At 55.8% G+C, this 23,152-nt stretch carries 22 protein-coding genes and 1 tRNA gene; 17 read left to right on the forward strand and 6 right to left on the reverse strand.

Annotated features, from left to right (window positions below; translation table 11 throughout):
- Positions 1 to 116 precede the first annotated feature (116 nt).
- The 4 genes from HUO07_RS20345 to ispB form a co-directional block, all read right to left on the reverse strand.
- Positions 117 to 329 carry a PIN-like domain-containing protein gene (locus HUO07_RS20345; protein ID WP_340162515.1) on the reverse strand — a complete coding sequence of 71 codons (213 nt, stop codon included), beginning with the start codon at positions 327 to 329 and terminating at the stop codon, positions 117 to 119.
- The gene (locus HUO07_RS20350) at positions 313 to 993 is read right to left on the reverse strand and encodes a MerR family transcriptional regulator (protein WP_176304983.1); all 681 of its coding nucleotides are present in this window, start codon (positions 991 to 993) and stop codon (positions 313 to 315) included. Before HUO07_RS20350 ends, HUO07_RS20345 begins: the two co-directional genes overlap by 17 nt.
- A gap of 282 nt (positions 994 to 1,275) precedes the next feature.
- Positions 1,276 to 1,352 (reverse strand) — tRNA-Pro (locus HUO07_RS20355).
- A 90-nt stretch (positions 1,353 to 1,442) separates the two neighbouring features.
- On the reverse strand, positions 1,443 to 2,447 hold the full coding sequence (gene ispB / locus HUO07_RS20360) for an octaprenyl diphosphate synthase (RefSeq protein WP_176304984.1): 1,005 nt from the start codon (positions 2,445 to 2,447) through the stop codon (positions 1,443 to 1,445).
- 337 nt (positions 2,448 to 2,784) lie between these two features.
- Here ispB and rplU point away from each other — a divergent pair, with 337 nt between their 5' ends.
- The 4 genes from rplU (at position 2,785) to proB (ending at position 5,935) form a co-directional block, all read left to right on the forward strand.
- On the forward strand, positions 2,785 to 3,096 hold the full coding sequence (rplU, locus tag HUO07_RS20365) for a 50S ribosomal protein L21 (protein ID WP_176304985.1): 312 nt from the start codon (positions 2,785 to 2,787) through the stop codon (positions 3,094 to 3,096).
- Between the two features lie 29 nt (positions 3,097 to 3,125).
- A complete protein-coding gene (gene rpmA, locus HUO07_RS20370) occupies positions 3,126 to 3,383 on the forward strand; it encodes a 50S ribosomal protein L27 (protein ID WP_008957069.1) in 258 nt (85 codons plus the stop codon).
- A 196-nt stretch (positions 3,384 to 3,579) separates the two neighbouring features.
- A complete protein-coding gene (gene cgtA / locus HUO07_RS20375) occupies positions 3,580 to 4,767 on the forward strand; it encodes an Obg family GTPase CgtA (RefSeq protein WP_176304986.1) in 1,188 nt (395 codons plus the stop codon).
- Positions 4,768 to 4,795: 28 nt separating this feature from the next.
- Positions 4,796 to 5,935 (forward strand): glutamate 5-kinase, encoded by a 1,140-nt coding sequence (gene proB, locus HUO07_RS20380; protein WP_176304987.1) that lies wholly within the window; start codon positions 4,796 to 4,798, stop codon positions 5,933 to 5,935.
- 11 nt (positions 5,936 to 5,946) lie between these two features.
- Here proB and HUO07_RS20385 read toward each other — a convergent pair whose 3' ends face one another.
- A complete protein-coding gene (locus HUO07_RS20385; RefSeq protein WP_422822709.1) occupies positions 5,947 to 6,984 on the reverse strand; it encodes a DUF1853 family protein in 1,038 nt (345 codons plus the stop codon).
- Between the two features lie 124 nt (positions 6,985 to 7,108).
- Here HUO07_RS20385 and HUO07_RS20390 point away from each other — a divergent pair, with 124 nt between their 5' ends.
- The gene (locus tag HUO07_RS20390) at positions 7,109 to 8,479 is read left to right on the forward strand and encodes a Glu/Leu/Phe/Val family dehydrogenase (protein ID WP_176304988.1); all 1,371 of its coding nucleotides are present in this window, start codon (positions 7,109 to 7,111) and stop codon (positions 8,477 to 8,479) included.
- A gap of 64 nt (positions 8,480 to 8,543) precedes the next feature.
- Here HUO07_RS20390 and HUO07_RS20395 read toward each other — a convergent pair whose 3' ends face one another.
- The gene (locus HUO07_RS20395) at positions 8,544 to 9,020 is read right to left on the reverse strand and encodes a PepSY domain-containing protein (protein WP_176304989.1); all 477 of its coding nucleotides are present in this window, start codon (positions 9,018 to 9,020) and stop codon (positions 8,544 to 8,546) included.
- A gap of 146 nt (positions 9,021 to 9,166) precedes the next feature.
- On the opposite strand from HUO07_RS20395, the gene HUO07_RS20400 reads away from it, so the two are divergent.
- The 12 genes from HUO07_RS20400 (at position 9,167) to HUO07_RS20455 (ending at position 23,045) form a co-directional block, all read left to right on the forward strand.
- Positions 9,167 to 9,535 (forward strand): PepSY domain-containing protein, encoded by a 369-nt coding sequence (locus HUO07_RS20400; protein ID WP_176304990.1) that lies wholly within the window; start codon positions 9,167 to 9,169, stop codon positions 9,533 to 9,535.
- A 74-nt stretch (positions 9,536 to 9,609) separates the two neighbouring features.
- Positions 9,610 to 10,284, forward strand: a complete 675-nt coding sequence (locus tag HUO07_RS20405) for a response regulator transcription factor (protein WP_176304991.1) — start codon at positions 9,610 to 9,612, stop codon at positions 10,282 to 10,284.
- Positions 10,281 to 11,648 (forward strand): sensor histidine kinase, encoded by a 1,368-nt coding sequence (locus HUO07_RS20410; protein WP_176304992.1) that lies wholly within the window; start codon positions 10,281 to 10,283, stop codon positions 11,646 to 11,648. The genes HUO07_RS20405 and HUO07_RS20410 overlap by 4 nt, the downstream gene beginning before the upstream one ends.
- Before the next feature lie 15 nt (positions 11,649 to 11,663).
- Positions 11,664 to 13,583 (forward strand): metallophosphoesterase family protein, encoded by a 1,920-nt coding sequence (locus HUO07_RS20415; protein WP_176304993.1) that lies wholly within the window; start codon positions 11,664 to 11,666, stop codon positions 13,581 to 13,583.
- Positions 13,584 to 13,761: 178 nt separating this feature from the next.
- Positions 13,762 to 15,510 carry a bifunctional diguanylate cyclase/phosphodiesterase gene (locus HUO07_RS20420; protein ID WP_176304994.1) on the forward strand — a complete coding sequence of 583 codons (1,749 nt, stop codon included), beginning with the start codon at positions 13,762 to 13,764 and terminating at the stop codon, positions 15,508 to 15,510.
- A gap of 119 nt (positions 15,511 to 15,629) precedes the next feature.
- A complete protein-coding gene (gene phnD, locus HUO07_RS20425; RefSeq protein ID WP_176304995.1) occupies positions 15,630 to 16,607 on the forward strand; it encodes a phosphate/phosphite/phosphonate ABC transporter substrate-binding protein in 978 nt (325 codons plus the stop codon).
- Between the two features lie 78 nt (positions 16,608 to 16,685).
- Entirely contained in the window at positions 16,686 to 17,531 is an 846-nt protein-coding gene (gene phnC, locus HUO07_RS20430; RefSeq protein ID WP_176304996.1) for a phosphonate ABC transporter ATP-binding protein, read from the forward strand.
- Entirely contained in the window at positions 17,528 to 18,373 is an 846-nt protein-coding gene (phnE, locus tag HUO07_RS20435; protein ID WP_176304997.1) for a phosphonate ABC transporter, permease protein PhnE, read from the forward strand. Before phnC ends, phnE (HUO07_RS20435) begins: the two co-directional genes overlap by 4 nt.
- A gap of 43 nt (positions 18,374 to 18,416) precedes the next feature.
- Positions 18,417 to 19,232 carry a phosphonate ABC transporter, permease protein PhnE gene (gene phnE, locus HUO07_RS20440; RefSeq protein WP_176304998.1) on the forward strand — a complete coding sequence of 272 codons (816 nt, stop codon included), beginning with the start codon at positions 18,417 to 18,419 and terminating at the stop codon, positions 19,230 to 19,232.
- Between the two features lie 32 nt (positions 19,233 to 19,264).
- Positions 19,265 to 19,894, forward strand: a complete 630-nt coding sequence (locus HUO07_RS20445; RefSeq protein WP_176304999.1) for a histidine phosphatase family protein — start codon at positions 19,265 to 19,267, stop codon at positions 19,892 to 19,894.
- Positions 19,895 to 20,204: 310 nt separating this feature from the next.
- A complete protein-coding gene (locus tag HUO07_RS20450; RefSeq protein WP_176305000.1) occupies positions 20,205 to 22,163 on the forward strand; it encodes a methyl-accepting chemotaxis protein in 1,959 nt (652 codons plus the stop codon).
- A gap of 273 nt (positions 22,164 to 22,436) precedes the next feature.
- Positions 22,437 to 23,045 (forward strand): PAS domain-containing protein, encoded by a 609-nt coding sequence (locus HUO07_RS20455; RefSeq protein ID WP_246286898.1) that lies wholly within the window; start codon positions 22,437 to 22,439, stop codon positions 23,043 to 23,045.
- Positions 23,046 to 23,152: the final 107 nt, after the last annotated feature.

Raw genomic sequence — 23,152 nt, forward strand, 5'->3', positions numbered from 1 at the left:
TAATCGGGTATTACAGCCAGCTTAGGCCTCACCAGCATAACGGTGGTATGAGTCCGAACCAGGCAGAGGAAAAGTACTGGGTTAACTATAAAGCGGTGGCCAGTTTTACTTGACCACTACACACCTTTTTGAAAGCGATCCTTAGAAAGGATAACCCAGGTTTTATCAGACTGCTTGAGCTGTTCTAGCCATACTTCATCCGGCATGCCAGGGCCGCCGTTGACCTCACGGGCATGCAAAACCGTGTGGCTTTCACTGCAGAGTTTGGCTAGGTGGTTAAGTGCGTTGGCAATGCGAGGACTGATATTTTCGTCAATGAAGAAGTGCACCCGATAAAATCCTTTCTTCGAATTTTACGGCACGCTCTACTTCCTCTTGCGTCACATCATACGCACGGGCTGCATCTTCTGCGCTGCCTTCTACCTCGGCTGCTTGGGCTAGTGTGCTGGTGGGCATGTGGCTAGGCAGCACGATGGGCTTGCCGAATGCAAAGCGTGGGTCGATCACGATGCTGGGATCTTCGGGGTCTGGATGCCAGCGCACAGGGTCTCCCTCTGCATCGAATTCGATGCCTGCCCTGAGTGAGGGCACTATCACATCTTCGAATACGTTTTGGCGCTTAACCAGGTCAATCACTGCTGTTTGGCCGCTTTCCTCTAGTGCTTTGAGGAATACTTTTTGGCCATCGGTACACAGCTGGGGATTGATGAGTGGGTAATCCCGCTGTAGAAGCTCACTTAATTCATGCAATGCTTCACGGATGACCGTTAAGCTCACATTGTGGCTACGGAATTTAGCCACAGCACGGAGTTCGAGCAGATCTTTAAAGCTGAGGGTGTCTTCTGCGCCTAACGCTTGGGGTTCGGGTTCCCAGAGAGGGCCCTTAGACGACCGTGCAGGCATGAGCCAGCGGCGAATTTTATCCGCTTCTACGCCAATCAGGCGCTCTGCTTGCTTGGGGCTATAAAGCCCTATGTTAGTGAATGCGGTCATGGTTTACCCCCTAGCTTATTGCTAGGTGCTTTCAAAAGCTCAATCAACCTGACCAAGCAAGTGATCAGAATTGAAGTTTTTGGGTGTGATTTACTTTGTAGTACATATCTGTAGTTTGACACTTTAAGTGAACAGCGCAAGCGATACACCACAGAATGTGTCGTATCGCATCATTCTGTGGTGTATTTGACTCCAGTGCTACCTATATGTCACCTAGCGTCAGACACAACAAAAAACGGCCACTTGCTGTGTTAGCTAAGTGGCCGTTTTTAATAGTATTCTTGGTCGGAATAGCAGGATTCGAACCTACGACCTCTGCCTCCCGAAGGCAGCGCTCTACCAAGCTGAGCTATATTCCGAAGGTTGTCGAGCTGTGCTCAACAACGGAGGTGGATCATACTTAGCCAGACGTATTTTTTCAAGTCTTCGGCGGTGTGATCTAGCAATTTTTATGCTTGGCGATCAACCGCTAAGCGAGCCAACTGGGCCATGCTGTCGCGGTAGGCGCTGGGCGGCAAGGCTTCCAACTGCTGCAAGGCTTTATCGGCCATCTCTTCGGCACGCTGGCGGGTGTAGTCGAGTGCGCCGGTGGCGTGAATAATTTCTAGCACGGCGTCTAGCTGCTCAAGCCCACCATCGCGAATCACCTGACGAATCAGCTTGGCCTGTTCCGGCGTGCCTTGCTCCATGGCGTGGATCAGTGGCAGCGTTGGCTTGCCTTCGGCTAGATCGTCGCCAACGTTTTTGCCCATGGCATCGGCGTCGCCCTGGTAGTCCAGCAGGTCGTCAATCAGTTGGAAGGCTAAGCCTAGATAGCGGCCGTAGTACTGGAGCGCTTTCTCCTGTTCCGGCGTTGCCTCCGCCAATACGGCGCCGCTATGGGAGGCCGCTTCAAACAGCATGGCGGTTTTGCCTAATATGGTCTCGAAGTAATCCTCTTCAGAGATGCTAGGGTTGCCGATGTTGGTCAACTGCAGCACTTCGCCTTCGGCGATGATGCAGGTGGCGCCGGAAAGAATCGCCATGATCCGCATCGAGCCCACATCAACCATCATTTGAAACGAGCGGGCATAAAGGAAGTCACCAACCAATACCGATGGCGCATTGCCCCAGGCATCGTTGGCGGTTTTCTTGCCGCGGCGCATATGCGATTCGTCCACCACGTCATCGTGCAGCAGCGTGGAGGTGTGCATAAACTCGATCAGCGTGGCCAGCGGTATATGCTTGTCGCCGGTGTAGTCGAGCGAGCGGGCGGCCAGTAGTGCCAATAAAGGGCGCAACCGTTTGCCACCGCTTTCGGTAATGTACTGGCCGATGGTTTCAACCAGCGGTACTTTGGAATTGAGCTGCTCGACAATTGTGCGGTTGACGGCGGCGAAGTCATCGGCCACCACGGCGTGCAGCGGTGAAGGCGTTGGGCTGACGGGCTGGGCTGAGGAGACGTTGGCGGTCATGGAATCCGTTCATCGCGGCAGATGGAGGCGGTAAGTGCCGCCCGTATTTGTGGAGTAGATGTGGTCAAGTGTTGGGGTCATGCTATGGGGCTGCCTGTTGGGCGTCAAGATACGAGCGACGGTTACACTTTAGTCGTTAACGGACTTAGCAATTGACAACGGCCTGTGGTCTTGTGGTAAGCAGCGATAGTCGTTATAATCCGCGACCCACTCATCATGCTCCCTGTCAGATGGCTCCAAAAGGGGCGCCACTCGCAGCAGGTCGATAAGAGCGGAAGGCGATGAGCGTTGGTTACGCGGGGCGTAACCGGCATTAACGACAAGTCCGGAGAGCGACATGTACGCAATTATTAAAAGCGGTGGCAAGCAGTACCGTGTTCAAGAAGGTCAAACCCTCAAGCTTGAAAAAATCGAAGTCGCTACCGGCGAAACGATTGAGTTTGATGAAGTGCTAATGGTCGCAGACGGTGATGACTTCAACATTGGTGCGCCGATGATCGGTGGTGCTAAAGTTTCTGCCGAAGTGGTTTCCCACGGCCGTGGCGATAAAGTCACTATCATCAAGTTCCGTCGCCGTAAGCACCACATGAAGCGTCAGGGCCACCGCCAGTGGTTCACTGAAGTCAAAATTACCGGAATTTCTGCGTAAGCAGTCAATTCCCTTAGGAGGATTTTGCAATGGCACATAAAAAGGCAGCCGGCTCCACGCGTAACGGTCGCGATTCCGAGTCCAAACGGTTAGGTGTAAAACTCTTCGGTGGCCAAGCGGCGACTGCAGGTAACATCATCGTGCGTCAGCGCGGCACGCGTTTCCATGCGGGCACAGGCGTTGGCCTAGGTCGTGACCACACACTGTTCGCGCTGAGCGACGGTTTTGTGAAGTTTGAGACCAAAGGCCCGAAAAACCGTAAGTTCGTTAGCATCGTTTCTGCCTAAACGGCTAGTGCTATGCTCGCGCTTGCGAGAAAAAAAGGCCCCGCTATGGCGGGGCTTTTTTGTCGGTTAAATCTCTTTTCCAATACACTTGACCACGGTTCTTGACCAGCATGCTGGTGGGAACAAAAAGTTGGGAAAAAAGGGTTGGAAAAAAAGTAGTGCATATTAGGGCGGCGGAAGCGGCCGGGAGAATCCAATGCAGTTCGTCGATGAAGCCTCGATTATTGTTGAGGCGGGCAAAGGCGGCAATGGCTGTCTGAGCTTTCGCCGCGAAAAATATGTGCCCAGGGGCGGCCCCGATGGGGGTGATGGTGGTCATGGCGGCAGCGTTTACCTAATTGGTGACGATGCGCTTAACACCCTGATCGATTTTAAATTCCAGCGCTTCTATAAAGCGCAAAACGGTCAGGGCGGCATGGGCCGTCAAATGAGCGGCAAGGCTGGTGAAGACCTGCACGTCAAAGTGCCGGTGGGTACCACGGTCATTGATGAAGATACTTTGGAAGTTATCGCTGATGTGACTGAAATCGGTCAAGTGGTATTGGTGGGCGAAGGTGGTCGGCGTGGATTGGGTAACATCCACTTTAAGTCCTCGACCAACCGCGCGCCCCGCCGTACCACCACTGGCACCGATGGCGATCGCCGCTACCTGCGCTTAGAAATGAAAGTGATGGCCGATGTTGGCTTGCTGGGCATGCCCAACGCGGGCAAATCAACGTTGATTCGCTCAGTGTCGGCTGCCAAGCCTAAAGTCGCCAACTACCCGTTCACTACCTTAGTGCCCAACTTGGGCGTGGTGAAACTGGGCATGCACGAACACTTCGTGATGGCCGATGTACCCGGCTTGATTGAAGGCGCCTCTGAGGGCGCAGGGTTAGGGCTACGCTTCTTGAAGCACCTGACGCGCACGCGGCTGCTGTTTCATGTGGTCGATGTCGCGCCGTTTGACGAGTCTGATCCGGTCGAGGCTGCCAAGGCCATTGTTCACGAGCTGGGGCAATTCTCGCCGGCGCTTTCCGAGCGCCCACGCTGGCTGGTGCTGAACAAGTTTGACCTGCTGCCGGAAGATGAGCGTGAAGAGCGCGCTCAGAAGATTATCCAGGCGCTCAACTGGGAAGGCCCGGTATTCCGCATTTCGGCGATCAGTAGCGACGGCACTGAGAAGCTGGTGCAGGCAGCCTACCGCTGGTTGACCGAGCAGCGCCGTCTTGAGAATGAAGATGAAGAGGCGCTGGCCCGCGAGCAGGAAATGCGTCGCCGCATGGAAGAAGAGTCGGTCGCGCGTACCGAAGATCGTTTGGGGCGTCGCCGTAAGCGTGATGATGAAGATGACGAAGATTTCGACGACGATGATTACGATGTTGAAGTCGAGTACGCGCCTTAGTGTCAGTGCCTGGTGAAGGTGGGGTGGCATGGAAAGTAACGAGCAAATCCTAGGGCGAGGCGCGCTGAGCCGCGCGCGGCGGGTCGTGGTGAAGATTGGCAGTGCGCTACTCACTAACGATGGCCGTGGCCTGGACGAAGCCGCCATTGGTGGCTGGGTGGATCAAATTGCCGCCCTGCATCAGCAGGGGATAGAGGTAGTGCTGGTCTCTTCTGGCGCGGTGGCGGCGGGCATGGTGCGGCTGGGCTGGCAAGTGCGCCCCAGCGCTGTACATGAGCTTCAGGCGGCCGCTGCCGTTGGCCAGAATGGTCTGACCCAGTGTTATGAACAACACTTTGCCCGCCACAGCATGCTCACCGCGCAAATCCTGCTTACCCACGACGATCTTTCTAACCGTAAGCGCTACCTGAATGCGCTGTCGGCGCTACGCACGTTAGTAGAGATGCGCGTGGTGCCGGTGATCAATGAAAATGACACCGTGGTCACCGATGAGATCCGCTTTGGCGATAACGATACGCTCGGTGCACTGGTCGCGAACCTATTGGAAGCAGATGCGCTGCTGCTATTGACCGACCAGGAAGGCTTGTTTGACGCTGATCCACGCCATAATCCCAATGCCCAGATGATTGCCGAAGGGCGCGCTGATGACCCGCGCTTAGCTGCTGTCGCAGGCAGCGGCGGTGCGCTGGGTCGCGGTGGCATGAGCACTAAAGTGCGCGCGGCGCAGTTGGCGGCGCGTTCTGGGGCGGTGACGGTCATCGCCAGCGGCCGCCAGCCTGACGTTATCAGCCGGATCATGGCGGGCGAAGCGTTGGGCACGCTGCTGCGTCCTGATCAGGTTCCCATGGCGGCGCGCAAACGCTGGCTGGCGGGGCAATTGCAGGTGCGCGGCACGCTGGTGCTGGATGCCGGTGCGGTGAAAGTGTTGCGTGATAAAGGCTCTAGCCTATTAGCGGTTGGCGTGCGCAATGTGCAGGGTAGCTTTAAGCGCGGCGATATGGTGGTGTGTGTGGATGAGCAGGGCGCCTCAGTGGCCAAGGGTCTGGTTAACTACGGCGCCGATGAGGCGCGCCAGTTGGCAGGCCAGCCCAGCCACCAGATTGAAGCGATTCTTGGCTACGTGGAAGCCCACGAGCTGATTCACCGCGATAACCTTGTGGTGGTTTAAACGTATCGTCACTAGCGTATTACCGGCGGAAGAGGTACTTGGCGCGGCCAGTTGTCGGGCACCAAAAACAGCCGCTCATAGCGCTGCTGCTGCGGGTAATACAGCATCACTTGCTGGGGTGAGCGCCAGGCATGCACCTTTTCGAAAATGGCGGGCAACTGTTCTGCCATCGGGCGAAAGGCGCTGTGAAGGGGCGGTGCTAGCCAGTGGGGTTTTTCCAGCCATGCCATTTCAGGCCTTTCGGTTACACTCGCCGCCAGCGCAGGCCAATCGCGTAAGAAACACCACGTCCCACGGCGGTGATCGGCTGTCGCGCCTTCGGGCGCTGGCATTGCCGCGTGCCAGGGATAATAGAGTACGCCCGGCATTGCCAGTCGCTGGGTTAGCTGCTCGCCTAACTCCCTACTTGAGACCCCAATGTCCCGTGGCGTCAGCCAGTGAGCGAGTGTTTCCAACGCGGGTGCCGTGGTGGAAAGCGGCAATTGATGGCGGCGTAAATGACCGCACTTCAGCGCTAGGCTGTCTAACCCGCCGGGGCCAATCCAGCGGCTTTGGCTGGTGGCCGCGCCTGGCCCCTCGGGCAGCCCCAGGTAGAACTTGATTGCCACTTCCAAATGCACCGGTGCCGGGTTAGCACGCGTTCGGTAGAGCATATCCAGCTCGCCGAGCGTATTGCGCTTTCGGCTGATACGCACGTTGCGGGCCAGCAGCCGTGTATTCGGTGCGTGGTTTAACAGCGTGTGCCATAGGCGTTCGTGATAATGCCCCATGCGCATCGCCCGGCTGCCGTTCAATGCGCTCAACGGCGGTTGGCCAAGCTGGCGTAGCCAGGGAAGCAGTACGCGCTCAAGCCCCAGCTCTTCCATAGTGGGGCGCCCTGCGCAGGGAATGGGCGGCGGCAGCTCCACAATGTCCGGTGTGGCGATTAGCCAAGCTATATCGCGTAGTACGGGGTCACTTAGCCCTGAATAAAAGTGTCCGGAATCCAACCGCACCGTTGTGTCGGTTTTCTCCTCATCCAACGCGCCATCACCGCCTTCATTCAGCACGAATTTCTCCTCAACACATTGATTAGCTCAGCGCTATGGTTTGGCCGCCAGCTGCTACGCTGTAAACACGTTATAACGTTAATCTCTTGAAATCCTACCCTGGCCAAGGAAAGGAGCGTATTGCATGGGTAATGCTAAGACGAAAAAGGCTAAGTCGAAAAATCAAACGGCCAAAACGACGAATAGCCAAGTGCCCCAAAAGCAAGCTGAAAAAACGGCTCCCCGAACACTAACACCAGAAATAGGCGCGGCGCTGTTTGAGGATGCCCGTTCACGCTTGGAAGATGTGTTCAAGGCGCTCGATATTCATGCGGATGCCCAGGCGCGACTTATGCAGCCCAGTCTTTCGCTGCAGGTGAGTATCCCCGTGCGGATGGACGATGGCAGCTTAAAAGCTTTTCCCGCCTGGCGAGTCCACTATGACACCAGTTTAGGGCCAGCCAAGGGGGGTGTGCGTTTTCATCCCGATGTTAACCAGCATGAAGTCACTACGCTAAGTTTCTGGATGGCGGTTAAATGCGCGGTGGTTGGCCTGCCTTATGGCGGCGGTAAAGGCGGCGTCCAGGTGGATGCCAAGGCGCTCTCTTCACTGGAGCGAGAGCGGCTGGCGCGCGGCTACATCCGCGCCATTGCCGATATCATGGGGCCCGATCGGGATATTCCGGCGCCTGATGTGAACACCGACGCGACGGTCATGGGGTGGATGATCGATGAGTATGAGCAAATCGTGCGGGCTAAAGTGCCCGCGGCCATTACCGGAAAGCCATTACCGCTAGGCGGTTCGCCAGGGCGAGTGGCCGCCACGGGGCGAGGCGCGCTAAAAGTGCTCGATTTGTGGGCCGAGCGTGAAAAGCGACAACCGGAAGAGACCACTGTGGCGGTGCAGGGGTTTGGTAACGCGGCTTACCACTTCGCCCGTTTAGCCAGTGAACGTGGCTATCGTATCGTCGCGGTATCCGATACCAGTGGTGCTTGCTACCACGCGGATGGACTCGATATTGAAGCCGTTAAACAGGCTAAGTCGAATAGCGGCAAGGTGACCGACAGCCCAGCAGGGAAAGCGATGACGGGGGATGAGCTGCTGGCGTTGGACGTGGATGTATTAGCGCTGGCGGCGCTTGAAAATCAAATTCACTGCGACAATGTGAACGAGGTGAAAGCAGGCGCTATCTTAGAAATCGCCAATGGCCCGCTGACCAGCGATGCCGACCACTCCCTTGCCAAGCGTAATGTGCCAGTGCTGCCGGATGTGCTCGCCAATACAGGCGGCGTGATCGTTAGTTATTTTGAGTGGCTGCAAAACCGGGCGGGAGAAAAGTGGAGTGAAGCCCAGGTGAATGAACGCTTGGACGTACTGCTGAGAGAAGAGGCTGGCAAGGTGTTAACGCGCGCAGGTGTGGAGGACATCACCTACCGACAAGCTGCCTATCGCCAGGGCATCGAACGCATTGCGGCCGCTATTATGGCGCGGGGAAACTGTCAGGACTGTCGCTGATTAAAGATACTTAAAGCGCAGCGGGCTCCCCATAGGGAGCCCGCAAAGCGATTAGCTAAGACTATTAATCGCGGTCAATTTGGGTAACTTCAGAAGAGCCCTGGCGCACACTGATTTCCAGCTCACGGCCATTTTCACCACGGCCTTCGATATCAATGATGCCGCTCTTGTCGATATCAAGGTCTTCAAACTCAACCATACCTTCCTGGTGGGCAACGTCTAAGGCCTGGCGGATATCGTCTTCGCTCATGCCCCAGGCACCGGTAATCAGGCGCTCGCGTTTCTCTTCTAGCGTTTCACCGTTATCAAGGGAGAAATCCACATCCGCGTACCACTCTTCGTCCAGCCAGCCTTCTACTTCAACGCGGCCGCGACCTTTAACGCTAATTTCTTCGTAGTGGCTGAACCCGTAATCATTGGAATGGGTCAATACGTCATCAATGCGATCCATCGGAAGTGAATCAGCCTGGGCACTGCCTGCCGCCGCGGCAAGTAGCAGAGCAGAGGTCGGGATCAGCAGTATTTTCTTCATGGTATTCATAGCAAATTCCTTCTTTACGTATTTAAACGCGAATGAGTGACTGACACTCAGCGAATGCGACAGGGAATTTATACCACCACTATACTTTCCTTAAGCTGACAAAACTGTTCATCTAGCGTTCATGTTGTCTTTGGCATGCTGGCACTATGAGTAAACTCCTACGTCACTTTATCAAGCCGCTACGCAGCATACCGCGAAGCGCTCGGCGCAATGTCACTGGCTTGGCCCTGCTGCTATTGCTGGCGGGTAGTGCGGTGGGTGACCAGCCATGGGAATCGTTGCATGGCGAAGTAGGCCGCGGAGAGGTTGTTCCCCTCGACACCATCTTAGATTGGCTGGAAGCTCACTACATAGGCGACGTGCTGGAGGTGGAAATGGAGCGTGAAGGAGGGTACGTGGAGTACGAAATCAAATTGCTCGGCCCGCAGGGCCAAGTCGTCGAGTTTGAATTCGATGGCCATAATGGCCAACTGATGTCTATCGAGGGCGTGCGTATTAATGATATGCGTCGCTAGTGCCGTTACGACAAGCCTTGTTGCCATCGCGTTATTTGTATTCCCAAGTCGTTATCGAAAAGGGTAGTTAGCCAATGAAGTGTTTGCTGGTAGAGGACGACCAAGCGCTAGCGCGTGAGTTGAGCCAAGCGTTGCGCGATGGTGACTGGCTGGTAGAGCATGCGGCTAATGGCCAGGATGCTGATTTTTTAGTACGTACCGAAGCTTACGACACACTGATTTTAGATGTAGGGCTACCCGATGGAGATGGGACTCGCTGGCTGGCGGCGTGGCGGGAAGACGGCATTGATCTGCCTGTGCTGATTCTAACTGCTCGTGAGCGCTGGGCGGATAAAGCCGCGGGGTTTACCGCTGGGGCGGATGACTACGTCACGAAACCGTTTGAGCCAGCGGAAGTGCTGTTTCGCTTGCGTGCGCTTGTGCGCCGCAGCCACGGTCACGCTCACCCAGTATTAAAAGTGGGCGAACTGAGTTTAGATACCCACACCCAGCACGTGACGTTGGTAGGGCGCCCGGTCGGCTTAACCGCTCAAGAGGCGCGTCTGCTGGGCTACTTAATGCATGCCGCACCGCGAGTGGTGAGCCGTACCGAGCTTTCAGAGCATGTTTACGACCGTGACCATGAACCTGATTCTAACGTGATTGACGTTCAGGTCAGCCGCCTGCGCCGTAAGTTGGGCAGTTGGCGAATTGCCACCCAGCGGGGCCAAGGGTATCGGCTGTTAGCAGAAGAGCCCGGCTGCGAATGAGTCAAGCCAAAACGGCTTGGCGGGGTCGTTGGGCGCGGCGTTCCATCAGCCTGCGGCTATTGCTGGCTGTATTAGTGATGGTGGGGCTGGCCCTGCCTATCGCCGGCACGCTACTTTCTCACCATTACCATACCTCGGCCACTCAGGCCTTTGATGATCGTCTTGGCGCGACGCTTAATGTCATCATGGCGGGCGTGACTTATGACCGTTTAGCGCAGCAGCTTGTCCACGACCGGGCGCTGGGCGACCCGCGTTTTGAGAATGTCTACTCCGGCTGGTACTGGCAAATCACCGATGGCGGGCAACATACCCTGGCCTCACGCTCGCTTTGGGATCAACGCCTGCCAGTGGTGGAGAATGAAAATCTCAGTGCGCGCTCATTAATCGGCCCGCGGGGGCAATCGCTGCGCGTGGTGGAGCGCGATATCTACCTGGCCCCGTTAGAGGAACCGCTGCATATCAGCGTGGCCGCCCGAGACGATGTGCTCGCCAACGATATCCGTGAATTCCAACATCTGCTGTGGGGCGGGTTGATCGGTTTGGGCGTGTTGCTACTCGGGGTGTTAGCACTGCAAGTACGCTGGGGGTTAGCGCCGCTACGCCGCATGCACGCCAATCTTCATGACGTGAAGCAGGGGCGCAGCGAACAGTTGGACACCCGCTTGCCGGAAGAGTTGGCGACACTGGCGGCCTCAATGAACGCGGTGTTGGCACGCGATCAGCGCTTAATCGAGCGCGGACGCCATACCGCGGGCAATCTTGCCCATGCGTTGAAAACACCGCTGAGTGTGATGCGCCTGCAGCTTCGTCAGCTTCCAGAAGCGAACCGTGCCGCCTGGGCGGTAGAGTTGGAGCGTTTGGATAGCGCGGTACGTCATCACTTGGCTCGAGCGTCCGCGGCGGGTGAAGGGGTGCGCTTTGCACCTGTTGATCTACACCCTACGCTAACGCCGCTGCTGAATGGACTCTCCAGGCTCGCCCAGCGGCGCGGTATTGTGCTGCGCCAAAGCTGGGGCCAGAAAATCAGAGTGCACATGGATGAGCAAGATATCCAAGAGCTGGTGGGTAACTTGATGGATAATGCACTGCGCTGGGCGCATAGCGAGGTGCAGCTTAACGTGAAAGTTGACGGTCAGCGGTTGATTTTAACCGTAAGCGATAACGGCCCTGGCATGTCGGAGGCAGAGTGCCAGCAGGCGATTCAGCGTGGTCAACGGTTAGATGAGCACCGCTCTGGCAGTGGTCTGGGACTGGCCATTGTAACCGATCTTGTCGCCCTTTATAGCGGCCAAATGCATCTTACTCGCGCCAGCACCGGCGGGTTAGAGGTAGTCGTCGAGCTGCCTGTGGTGGCGCATGGATAACGGAGACTTCATTGGATGAATGGCACTGATACGCTGCCCGATATATTAGTCGGCCCCTTATTAAGACGCATCAGCACGACTCGGCTGGTACTTTGGATGGTCGTCACTCGGCGATTAAATATGACGCTAATACTGCGGCCTGGGCAGAGTGATGCTGCGTCGATTGGTTTGGCGCATCATCAGCAGTGCATTCCGATCGGCCAGCGCGCCTTTATCTATCTAATTGATATTGAGCTGGATTCACCGCTGCCCTGCGATGAGCGCATTGAGTATGACCTGCAGGTGGAAACCCAGCAGGGCGAATGGCGCGCTTTGCCCGAATGGGCACCGTGGCTCTGTTATGACGGCGCCGCCTATCCCGCTTTTGTGATTGCCTCTCGGCATCACCGCCTAATGCATGGTTCCTGCCGCAAACCCCATCACGACAGTGCCGATGGCCTGGTGCGCGCCGATAACTGGCTCGCCCAGCAGCAAGACGCCCCGGCAGAGTGGCCCGCTTGGCTGCTGATGACCGGTGATCAAATTTATGCTGATGATGTGGCCGGCCCTATGCTACGCGCCGTGCATGCGCTCATAGCGCGGCTAGGGTTGGTGGATGAGTGGCTGGAAGGCGCCACGGTGGACGATAGCCAAGCCCTCTACGACTCGCCCGACAGTTACTATCAGCGCGCTGAGTTGCTGCCGGATGTGACCAAAAATGTGGCGCTACGCAAGCGCTTTTTTAGCGGCGTCAAGAAGCCGGTCTTTACGTCGGCGAATGCGCAGAACCATTTGATGACACTGGCTGAAATGCTCGCCATGTACTGCCTGGTATGGTCCCCGGTGCCCTGGCGAGTGATTACGTTCGACGCGCCTGCTTTAGATCAAAAAAATGCCGAGCTCTATCGTCAGGAGCAGGCGGTGATGGACAGCTTCGTGGCCGGTTTGCCGCAGTGTGCGCGGCTGACGGCCCACTTGCCCAGCCTGATGATCTTTGATGATCACGATGTGACCGATGACTGGAACCTTTCCGCGGACTGGGAGCTTGCCGCTTACGGCCATCCGTTCTCGAAGCGCATTATCGGTAACGCCCTGGTGGCTTATTTGCTCTGCCAGGCCTGGGGGAATGACCCTGATAAGCTCAACCCATTAACCCATCACGCCTCGACGCTACTGGGCGATGGTAGCCAGCCGCTGGTATGCGCCGAGCAAGATGGCTTCATTGAGCGGCTACTGCGTTTTCAGGGCTGGGAGTTTCAGGTGCCGGGTACGCCTACCTTAATCGTGCTGGATACCCGAACCCGCCGTTGGCGCAGCGAGCGCAATCTTAATCACCCTTCTGGCTTGATGGATTGGGAAGCGCTGATGGAGATGCAGCAAGCGCTAATGGGGGCCAAAAGCGCGGTGATTATTTCTCCCGCGCCCATGTTTGGCGTCAAATTGATTGAGAGTATTCAAAGAATTTTTACCGCGCTGGGTAAGCCGTTGGTGGTCGATGCTGAGAACTGGATGGCCCATCGCGGGGCGGCCAATACGCTGCTGCAAATATGGCAACACTCCAAAACCCCCGGCAACTACGTGATCTTGTCGGGCGATGTGCACTACTCGTTTGTCTACGACATTGTGGTACGCCATCAGCGGCGTTCTCCCCACCTATGGCAAATCACGTCGAGTGGGATTAAAAACACCTTTCCGACCACTCTGCTCAATACCTTTGATCGATTGAACCGCTGGTTATATGCGCCGTTGTCGCCACTCAACTGGTTTACCAAGCGTCGCAAACTGAGCGTTCACCCCCGAGACCCCGACCGCGCCAGCGCGGGCGAGCGGCTCTGGAACGCCAGCGGCATTGGCTTGGTAACGCTGGACGAAAAAGGGCACCCGATTGATATTCGCCAGTTGGATGCTGATGACTGCGATGTGGTCTTTCCGCCGCCCGAAAAGCCCCTTCAATAAATAGCGTCTGTCGTTCAAAGCGGTTGAGTGTTCACTGCCTGATTAGTCATTTGTCATGATAGCGTCACGAAAATGACGCATGCTTACAGCTTACCAATCACCGCTAGGGAAGGCTGCACATCAGTACCCGGCTGCCTTGTGAAGGTAAACGGGGGCTGATGAATAGGACAGTAGGCAAATGACCGCACAAGAAGCGCAGTGGCTTAATCAAATTATTGCGACCGAAGAGCTGCAGGTGCTCTTTCAGCCCATTGTGGATGCCAACCAGCAGGCGATTTATGGCTACGAAGCACTGATTCGTGGCCCCAAAACGTCACCGCTGCACTCGCCGTTACGGCTGTTTGATGTGGCCACCCAGGCAGGGCAGCTAGTGGAGTTAGATTTACTCTGCCGACGCTTGGCGATTCAACGCTTTGCCGAACTTGAACTGCCCGGCCTGCTATTTCTTAACGTCATGCCGTTAACCATCGTTGAGCGTGATTTTCGCGAAGGCTTAACGCTGGGCTTCATTCGCGAGAGCGGCCTTCCCCCAGAGCGAGTAGTGATTGAGCTCACCGAGCATGTGCCGATTCATGACTATGAGCTAATGCGCCAAGCGGTGGATCATTACCGTGACATGGGCTTTCAGGTGGCGCTGGACGATTTGGGGGCAGGGCACTCAAGCCTGCGCCACTGGTCAGAACTGCGGCCCGATTTCGTCAAGCTTGATCGGCACTTTATCTCAGGGATTGATCAGGAGCCTGCGAAGCGCGAATTTCTCCGCTCGATTCTTGATGTGGCGCGTAGCCTGGATTGCCAGCTAATAGCCGAAGGCGTGGAGACTGCGGCGGAGCATCTCTGCTTGTGGGAACTCGACCGTGGGCTCGCGTTACTGCAAGGCTTCTATTTTGCTCGGCCAAGCCCTCAGCCGCCTTTACAGCTCAATATGGTGCTGCCCGCGACGACCCAGTTGAAAAGCCCTGCTGGTCGCACTGCGCGCTCTATTTTGCGCACGATTGAGGCCATCACCACTGACTGCGCAGTGCCTCTCATCTCCGAGCGGTTTCGCCGCCAACCCAGCTTGCGCTGTGTGGCCGTATTGGAAGACGGTAAGCCCGTAGCAGTGGTGCGCCGCAATGCTTTCTTGACCCTGTTCACCAACCCTTATAGCCATGCGCTATATGCCAAACGCTGCGTATTGGACGTGGCCGATGTACGCATGCTGGTGGCTGAAGCAGATACCCCGCTTGAGGTGTTGAGCCAGCAACTGACCGATAGCCACGATATTGAGCAGGAAGACTTTGTGATCACCAATGATGAAGGTGATTACGTTGGCATGGGTAATATCGTTGACCTTTTGCGTGAAATCACCGCCATACAGGTGCGCCAGGCGCGCCATGCCAATCCGCTGACCGGCTTGCCGGGCAATATCCTGATTAACGAAACGCTGGTCGCTTATTTAGCTGCCGAGCAGGGCTTTGCCGCCGCTTATGTCGATTTGGATAATTTTAAAGCGTTTAACGATGCTTACGGCTATGCCCGGGGCGACCAGGTGATTATTTCGCTATCGCGGCTGCTGCAGGCTCAGGTGGAAAGCGCTGGTGGCTTTATCGGCCATATTGGCGGTGATGATTTTATGATGTTGCTACCGCCCAGCCATTGGGAAAGCGTTTGCGGCCAAATCCTGCGCTCATTTGAAGTGATGGCCCCCGGTTTCTATGAAGAAACGGACCGGCTGAAAGGCGGGATACAAATTGAAAACCGGCAAAATAGCGTGTCGTTTTTCCCCTTTGTCAGCGTGTCGATTGCAGTAAAACCTGTCACCGATACAGCTACTTGCAGAGCGCTGGATATTGCCGCTGAGCTGTCTGAACTGAAGCATCAAGCCAAAAAAATTCCTGGTAACAGCCTGTTTGTTGAGCGTCGCGGTAGCTGCGTTAGCCAGTAAAGCGCCAGTGTCATGTTACGTTCGCAAAATCGTCACCAAGCGGTCATGTAAATGCCCCGCCGTTGTCATCTGAAGTGGTCAGGATTGTGGCTATCTTTTAACAACACGTTAGGTGCCCCATGCAGATCTCCTCACTTGCCCATGCGCTTCCCCGCACATTGATCAGCGCCGCCGTTGCCAGCGCTTTTGCGTTGGTCGCGGTGAATGCCTCAGCGGATCTTTCATCGCGTTATGTCGATAACGATGGCGATATGATCGCTGATGCGCCTAGCGATGAGTCACAGTGGGCCGATCCCGATACGCTCGTGTTCGCCTACACGCCAGTGGAAGACCCGGCGGTTTACGCCGACGTGTGGTCTGACTTCCTGGAGCACCTAAGCGAAGCAACCGGTAAAGAAGTTCAGTTCTTCCCCGTGCAGTCCAACGCCGCCCAGCAGGAAGCACTGCGCGCTGGCCGTTTGCACGTCGCCGGTTTTAACACCGGTGGTGTACCGGTCGCGGTCAACTGCGGTGGTTTCCGCCCGTTTGCCATGATGGCGGCCGAGGACGGTAGCTTTGGCTACGAAATGGAGATCATCACTTATCCTGGCAGCGGCATCGAGACCGTTGAAGACCTGGAAGGACGCCAGCTAGCCTTTACCTCTGAGACCTCTAACTCTGGTTTTCGCGCGCCCTCCGCACTGCTGCGCTCCGAGTACGGCATGGAAGCGGGCGAAGATTTTGAAACCGCCTTTTCTGGCTCCCACGACAACTCCATCTTAGGTGTTGTGAACGAAGACTACGATGCCGCTGCCATCGCCAACTCAGTGGCACGCCGCATGCTGGCACGTGATGTTGTGGCAGAGGGCGATTACGAAGTGATCTACACCTCCGATACCTTCCCCACCACCGCTTACGGGCTGGCGAATAACCTGAACCCGGAACTTGCCGAGAAAATTCAGGATGCGTTCTTCAGCTACGACTGGGAAGGCACTGCCCTTGAATCGGAATTCGCCAACTCCGGTGAAGCGCAGTTTATTCCGATTACCTATCAGGAAAACTGGGCCGTGATTCGCACTATCGCTGATGCCAACGGCGTAACCTACGACTGCGATTGATCGTATAGGCAGCAGGCTTTGTACGGCCAGGAAGGCTAACCTTTCTGGCCGTTTCGCTATACATACGAGGTGGGAAAAATGTTAACACTTAGCGGCGTAGGCAAGCGCTACCCCACCGGGGATCGGGCGCTAACGGACATTGAACTCACGCTACCCAAAGGCCAGGTAATGGCGCTGATTGGGCCGTCCGGCGCGGGTAAAAGCACCCTTATTCGCTGTGTAAATCGGTTAGTTGAACCCACACAGGGCAGTATTCGCCTGGAAGACACCGAGCTAACCAAGCTCTCAGGTCATAAGCTTCGCCACGCGCGCCGCTCAATGGGGATGATTTTCCAGGAGTATGCCCTGGTAGACCGGCTCACCGTGATGGAGAACGTGCTATCCGGTCAGCTCGGCTATGTTGGTTTTTGGCGTAGTTTTTTGCGTCGTTATCCCCAGGAGGCGGTAGTCGAAGCCTTTCGGCTACTCGAGCGGGTCGGGCTTCCTCACGCTATCGATAAGCGCGCCGATGCCCTTTCCGGTGGCCAGCGTCAGCGTGTCGGTATCGCCCGGGCGCTACTGCAGAGCCCCAAGCTACTGCTAGTTGATGAGCCGACCGCCAGCCTTGACCCGAAAACCTCGCGTCAGATCATGCGCCTGATTCGCGAGCTGTGTGCTGAGCGTGATTTGGCGGCGATCATCAATATTCACGATGTCGCGTTGGCTCAGCAGTTTGCCGACCGAATTGTTGGCCTGCGCGCTGGAAAAATTGTCTTTGACGGCCTGCCGAGTGAGCTCACCAGTGAGATGCTCACGACCATTTATGGCGAAGAGGATTGGGATACAACCCCTGAACCGATGGACGGCGACACGTCTGACGATACTTCAGAAGCGTCTTCTTACCAGCGCGGCCTGCCGCCGATGGCAGCAGGGAGTGCTCAATGAACGAACGGGCAGAGACGCAGCTAACACAAGAGCAGGCGCGCCAACAGGCTGCTCAGCGAGGGCAGTGGCGACGCCTGCCATTGGTTGAGAACCCGCGCTTGCGTTGGGGGCTGTTGATTGGCGCGGTGGTCTATTTGGTGTTGGCGCTCGCCTCGGTAGAAGTTAACTGGGCGCGGGTAGCGGAAGGCGCGGGGCGGGCGGTTAATTTCTTGGGCGCCTTTATGCAGCCTGATTTTGTTAGCCGCTACGACGACATCGTAGCGGGGCTGCTGGAAAGTTTGACCATGACGCTGACCTCCACGGTAGTAGGCGTGCTGCTGGCGATCCCGGTGGGTCTGGGCGCCGCGAGGAACATTTCGCCGCTACCGATCTACTTTATATGTCGCGCGATCATTGCCGTTTCGCGCACATTTCAAGAAATCATCATCGCGATTCTGTTTGTGGTCATGTTTGGCTTTGGGCCGCTGGCGGGGATGATCACCCTGGCCTTTGCGACGATTGGCTTTATGGCCAAGCTGTTGGCGGAAGATATTGAAGACCTGGATTGGCGTCAGGTAGAAGCCGTGCGGGCAACCGGCGCAAGCTGGTGGCAAACCATGAACCATGCGGTTCAGCCCCAGGTCATGCCGCGTTTGATTGGGCTTTCGGTTTACCGGCTGGATATCAATTTCCGCGAATCGGCGGTGATTGGCATTGTGGGCGCGGGCGGTATTGGCGCCACGTTGAACACCTCGTTGAGCCGCTATGAGTACGATACCTCTGCCGCTATTTTGCTGGTCATTATCGCCATTGTGTTGCTGTGCGAGTACAGCTCGAGCCATGTCCGTCGCTGGACCCAGTGAGCGCTTATTAGCCGCCCTGGCCTGTTATATTTGGAGAATCGTGATGCCAGTATCTACTAACACCCAGGGTCTGCCGGTTTGGCGGCGGCGTACCACGCGCGCCCAATGGTTGCAGTACCTGGCTTGGCTGGCGGGTGTCAGTCTCTTTCTGCTCTGCTGGAAGGTGATTTCTGACAATACCATGTGGGTGTTTGTCGAAGACGCTGGCCGTCAAGGGGCAGACCTGATCAGCCGCATGACGCCGCCGGAATGGGGCTACGCCAATGTGCTCTGGAAGCCCATGTGGGACACCATCAACATCGCCACCCTGGGCACCGCCATTGGCATTATGATGGCGTTTCCTGTGGCGTTTTTGGCTGCGCGTAATACCACGCCGCACCCGCTGGTGCGCAGTGCGGCGCTGGTGGTGATTGTCTCATCCCGCTCTATCAACTCACTGATCTGGGCGATGCTGCTAGTCACCATTCTCGGTCCTGGTGTGTTGGCGGGTATTATCGCCATCGCGCTTCGCTCGATCGGTTTTGTCGGTAAGCTGCTTTATGAGGCGATTGAAGAGATCCACCCTACGCCGGTAGAGGCGATTAGCGCGACCGGTGCAAGCCGCCTGCAGGTGATGAACTATGGTGTGCTGCCGCAAGTCATGCCTGCCTTTGCCGGGATTAGCGTCTATCGCTGGGATATTAATATCCGCGAATCGACGGTCTTGGGCTTGGTCGGCGCAGGCGGGATCGGTTTGCAGTTAAACGCCTCGATCAACAGCCTCGCCTGGGATCAGGTCAGCGTTATTTTTATCATGATTTTCGCTACCGTGCTGGTGTCTGAGTGGGTTTCCGCGCGTGTGCGTCACGCGATTATTTAATCGACAGTGGCATCAATCAACGAGGGCTGAGTATGCGTTTTCCCGATGCGGAGATCACCACCATTGATTTGTTGCGCCACGGTGAACCGGTGGGAGGACGTATGCTGCGCGGCTCCACCGATCACCCATTGAGTGAGACGGGTTGGCAGCAGGTGACCGATGCTGTCATGCGCCATACGGTCGAAGGCCATCTGCCTTATGATGCGATAGTCACCTCGCCCCTCATGCGCTGTCGTGAGTTTGCGCTGTGGCTGGGCGAAGAGTTTGATCTACCCGTTCAAGTGGAGGATGACCTTGCTGAGCTGCATTTGGGGCAGTGGGAGGGTAAAACCCACGCCCAGGTGTTTGCGGAAGAGGGCACCGAACGAATGAGTGCGTTTTGGTATGACCCAACAACAGTGTCACCGCCAGACGGCGAAACGATACAGGCCTTTGATGCGCGCCTCGCTGAGGTATGGCAGCAGCTGTTAATCAGTCCGCCCGGTAAGCATGTGCTGGTCGTGGCGCATCTATTTGTCTGCAATGGACTACTGCGCCAAGTTATTGAGCAGCCGCTTTCGCGGGTGCTGGCAATGGATTTGCCCTACGCGGCGCTAAGCCGTGTCCGCCATGAGCGCCATTTGCTTGGTGCGACGACCTTTGTTGAGTGGATTGGCCGTTAATCATTACCGTTAACCATGGGCGGCTAGGCATGCTTTTTGGGCGCCGCCCGCCACTCCCGTACCATCTTGCGCTTTCCTAACTATCTTCGCTTTCCTAACTATCTTCCCTTTCCTATGACCGCCATCAATAAACGCTGCGCTTAGCTCTTTATACTGCGCCATGTTTTGCGATGTAAGACGTCATCGCTTAAATACATTTAATTATTTGGCTGAGTGCGGCAAACTCACATACACGCGTTATACGACGCGAATTCTAATAATTGAGTACGCCGCTTACCTACCTGACACGTTATCAGTCTGAGGCTAAGCAATGAAAAATATCGTTAACCGCATTCCAATGCGGTTTAAATTTGCCTGTGTGCTGCTATTACCCTTGCTCGCGCTGGCGTGGTTCGCGACTCAGGGCATCATGGAGCGCCGTACAGCACTGCAAGAGTTTGACCGCCTTCACACGATGACCGAGCTCGCCCAGCGAGCGGGGGATGCCGTTCACCAAATGCAGCTTGAACGCGGTATGACAGCGGGCTTTCTGGGCAGTGGGGGCGAGGCGTTTGGTAACCGGCTGCGCGAGCAGCGGCCCAAGACCGATGATGCCGTCAACGCGTTTCAAGCTCAGCAAGCCTCTTTGGATCAAGCGCTACTGACGCCTGCTGTTCAGCAGCAACTGCGTGAGATTGATGAGCGTTGGCAACGTCAGGCAGCACTGCGTGAACGCGTTAATGCGTTAGAGGTCACGACGGGCGAGGCATTAGGCCACTATACCGGCATTAACGGTCAGCTAATGGCCTTTGTGGGCTCGCTGGCACACCTCACTCGAGAGGGTGATATTACCCGCCAATTGAGTGCGTATTATCAACTCCTGGAAGCTAAAGATCTGGCTGGCATTGAGCGGGCGCTGCTGGCCAACACGTTCGCAGCAGATGGGATGCCACCGGACATGCTGCGGCGTTTTTTATCACTGCTTGGCGAAGAGCAGGCTTTTCTGGATGGTTTTCGCGTTCTGGCAGGGGAGCAAAGTCGCCAGCAGCTTGACCTAGCGTTAAGCGGTGTTGAGATCGGTCGGTTGATGGAGCGGCGTGAGCTGGCGATCAGCCAAGCCAGTGAAGGTGGCTATGGCGTCGATCCGGAAGAGTGGTTTGAGTGGCAGACGGTAAAAATTGGCCGCTTGAAAGCATTAGAAGATCAAGTGGTTAACGCGGTGGTAACCGAGACAGTGACGCTACGTCAGGCAGCGCAGCAGGCGCTTTGGTTATATGCGGTGATTGCGCTGGTCGCGAGTTTATTGGCGATCATCACCGCTATACTGATCGTGCGTGCGATTACGACGCCATTGAGCCAGGCGCTATATAGCATCGCCACCCGCGATAATGATTTAACCCAGCGATTAATCGTCCCAGGGAGCGATGAGCTTTCCCAGCTCTATCAAGCCTTCAATGAGTCATCGGCAACGACCGAGACGCTAGTGGCCGATATCACCCGCAACGCACAGTCAGTGGCGGTGGTCAGTAATCAGATTGCTCAGGGAAATCAGGATCTAGCACAGAGAACGGAAGAGCAGTCCGCCTCGCTGGTACAAACCGCATCAAGCATGGAGCAAATTACTGCGACGGTACGTCAAAGCGCTGATAATGCAAAGCAAGCCCAGCAGATGACCGATGATGTGGCTCACCAAGCTAAGGAAGCAAGCCTAGTGGCTTCACAAGCTCAGCAGGCAATGCAGCTTATCTTGCAAGCGAACGAACAGGTAACCAGCATTGTCGGGACTATCGACAATATCTCTTTCCAAACCAATTTGCTGGCGCTCAATGCATCGGTTGAAGCCGCGCGTGCGGGCGAGCATGGGCGTGGCTTTGCGGTGGTCGCCGATGAAGTGCGTAAACTGGCTAGCCGCAGCACAGAGGAAGCCAATCAAATTCGCCAGTTGATCGACAACAATGTAGCGAAGATTGCCGAGGGCGAAACGCTGGTCAACTCGACGAATGAAACCCTGGGGCACATTGCTCAGCGCGTTGAGCAAATGGCTCACTTAATGGATGAAATGGTCTCTGCCACACATGAACAGTCGGCAGGGATCGAGCAAATTAATCGAGCCATGGCTCAGCTAGAAGACGTCACTCAGCAAAATGCGTCGCTAGTGGAGGAAGTCGCGGCAGCGAGCCGCTCGCTTGATGAGCAGGCCGACGATATGACTCGCCAAATGAGTCGTTACCAAGTGAGTGATAGCTACCCGCAAGAAAGCCGTCTCGCAATGTCTGTTGCATATAGCTAGTGTCATGACGACTGGCAGCCGCTCTTTTGGGCGCTGCCAGTCCTGCCCCTTAAGTTATTGCGCCTGCCGTCGATAATGTATTGTGTCGTTCAAAGAGCCTAAGCAGTAAGACGGTGTTAATATCGATCCTTATTTACTGGAGATGTGGCGAAGTAGATTTAATATAGCCTATCTACGATACTATCTATCTAGAACAAACTATCGATAACAAATGATGGACGAGGAGAGCAGAGACATATGTATCAATCCTTGAATCTACTAAAGGAACAGTCTTTGTCTCAACAGTCCTCTGAGCCCACATCCCCACTTCCCCGCTCTAATGCGATGCCGACGGCGTCCGTTAGCAATACCGCGTCTCCTGTTGAATCCGCCTTTTGCTATGCCAATGAAGCGATCATTATTACCGATGCGGAAAACCGGGTAGCGGAAGTGAACCCTGCCTTTTGTGAGTTAACAGGAATGACGCTGGGCGATGTGCAAGGCAAAACGCCTGAAGCGTTTAGTATTTTACCGTTGGATGATAGCCGTACAACGCGCTTGATGCGTGAAGAATTACAATTGCGGGATCGCAGTAAAAGCCAAGTGAGCTATCGCAGCCACGACGGCCAGTTTTACCCTGGCATGATGTCGATTAATCGCGTGCGCGATGAGCACGGTGCGATCGACCACCATGTGATTGTGCTTGCTGACCTTTCGGCTATTCCGGCGCATGCGCGCCATCTTAATCGAGAAGTCTATTTTGACGCGTTAACAGGGCTACCCAATCTGCAGTTGCTGACGCAATTGATCCAGGAATCTATGCAGCACGCAGAGGCTAAGCAGCTGCCGTTGGCGGTATGCTCGCTGGATATCGATTTCTTTAAAAACATTAGGGCCTGTTGACGTTTTGAGGGATAGCATTGGCAGGATAGGGGCAAACTCACAGAATACAGGTTCCGACACCAACAAACTGCGAGCTTGCCATGCCCCGACTGATGCTCACAGATGAA

Origin of the sequence: Vreelandella maris, assembly GCF_013371085.1 — a bacterium.
GTDB lineage: Bacteria > Pseudomonadota > Gammaproteobacteria > Pseudomonadales > Halomonadaceae > Vreelandella > Vreelandella maris.

Coding starts and splice junctions, on each gene's coding strand:
- HUO07_RS20350 (WP_176304983.1), bottom strand. CDS start 993: ATGACCGCATTCACTAACATAGGGCTTTATAGCCCCAAGCAAGCAGAG.
- ispB (WP_176304984.1), bottom strand. CDS start 2,447: ATGACCGCCAACGTCTCCTCAGCCCAGCCCGTCAGCCCAACGCCTTCA.
- rplU (WP_176304985.1), top strand. CDS start 2,785: ATGTACGCAATTATTAAAAGCGGTGGCAAGCAGTACCGTGTTCAAGAA.
- rpmA (WP_008957069.1), top strand. CDS start 3,126: ATGGCACATAAAAAGGCAGCCGGCTCCACGCGTAACGGTCGCGATTCC.
- cgtA (WP_176304986.1), top strand. CDS start 3,580: ATGCAGTTCGTCGATGAAGCCTCGATTATTGTTGAGGCGGGCAAAGGC.
- proB (WP_176304987.1), top strand. CDS start 4,796: ATGGAAAGTAACGAGCAAATCCTAGGGCGAGGCGCGCTGAGCCGCGCG.
- HUO07_RS20390 (WP_176304988.1), top strand. CDS start 7,109: ATGGGTAATGCTAAGACGAAAAAGGCTAAGTCGAAAAATCAAACGGCC.
- HUO07_RS20395 (WP_176304989.1), bottom strand. CDS start 9,020: ATGAATACCATGAAGAAAATACTGCTGATCCCGACCTCTGCTCTGCTA.
- HUO07_RS20400 (WP_176304990.1), top strand. CDS start 9,167: ATGAGTAAACTCCTACGTCACTTTATCAAGCCGCTACGCAGCATACCG.
- HUO07_RS20405 (WP_176304991.1), top strand. CDS start 9,610: ATGAAGTGTTTGCTGGTAGAGGACGACCAAGCGCTAGCGCGTGAGTTG.
- HUO07_RS20410 (WP_176304992.1), top strand. CDS start 10,281: ATGAGTCAAGCCAAAACGGCTTGGCGGGGTCGTTGGGCGCGGCGTTCC.
- HUO07_RS20415 (WP_176304993.1), top strand. CDS start 11,664: ATGAATGGCACTGATACGCTGCCCGATATATTAGTCGGCCCCTTATTA.
- HUO07_RS20420 (WP_176304994.1), top strand. CDS start 13,762: ATGACCGCACAAGAAGCGCAGTGGCTTAATCAAATTATTGCGACCGAA.
- phnD (WP_176304995.1), top strand. CDS start 15,630: ATGCAGATCTCCTCACTTGCCCATGCGCTTCCCCGCACATTGATCAGC.
- phnC (WP_176304996.1), top strand. CDS start 16,686: ATGTTAACACTTAGCGGCGTAGGCAAGCGCTACCCCACCGGGGATCGG.
- phnE (WP_176304997.1), top strand. CDS start 17,528: ATGAACGAACGGGCAGAGACGCAGCTAACACAAGAGCAGGCGCGCCAA.
- phnE (WP_176304998.1), top strand. CDS start 18,417: ATGCCAGTATCTACTAACACCCAGGGTCTGCCGGTTTGGCGGCGGCGT.
- HUO07_RS20445 (WP_176304999.1), top strand. CDS start 19,265: ATGCGTTTTCCCGATGCGGAGATCACCACCATTGATTTGTTGCGCCAC.
- HUO07_RS20450 (WP_176305000.1), top strand. CDS start 20,205: ATGAAAAATATCGTTAACCGCATTCCAATGCGGTTTAAATTTGCCTGT.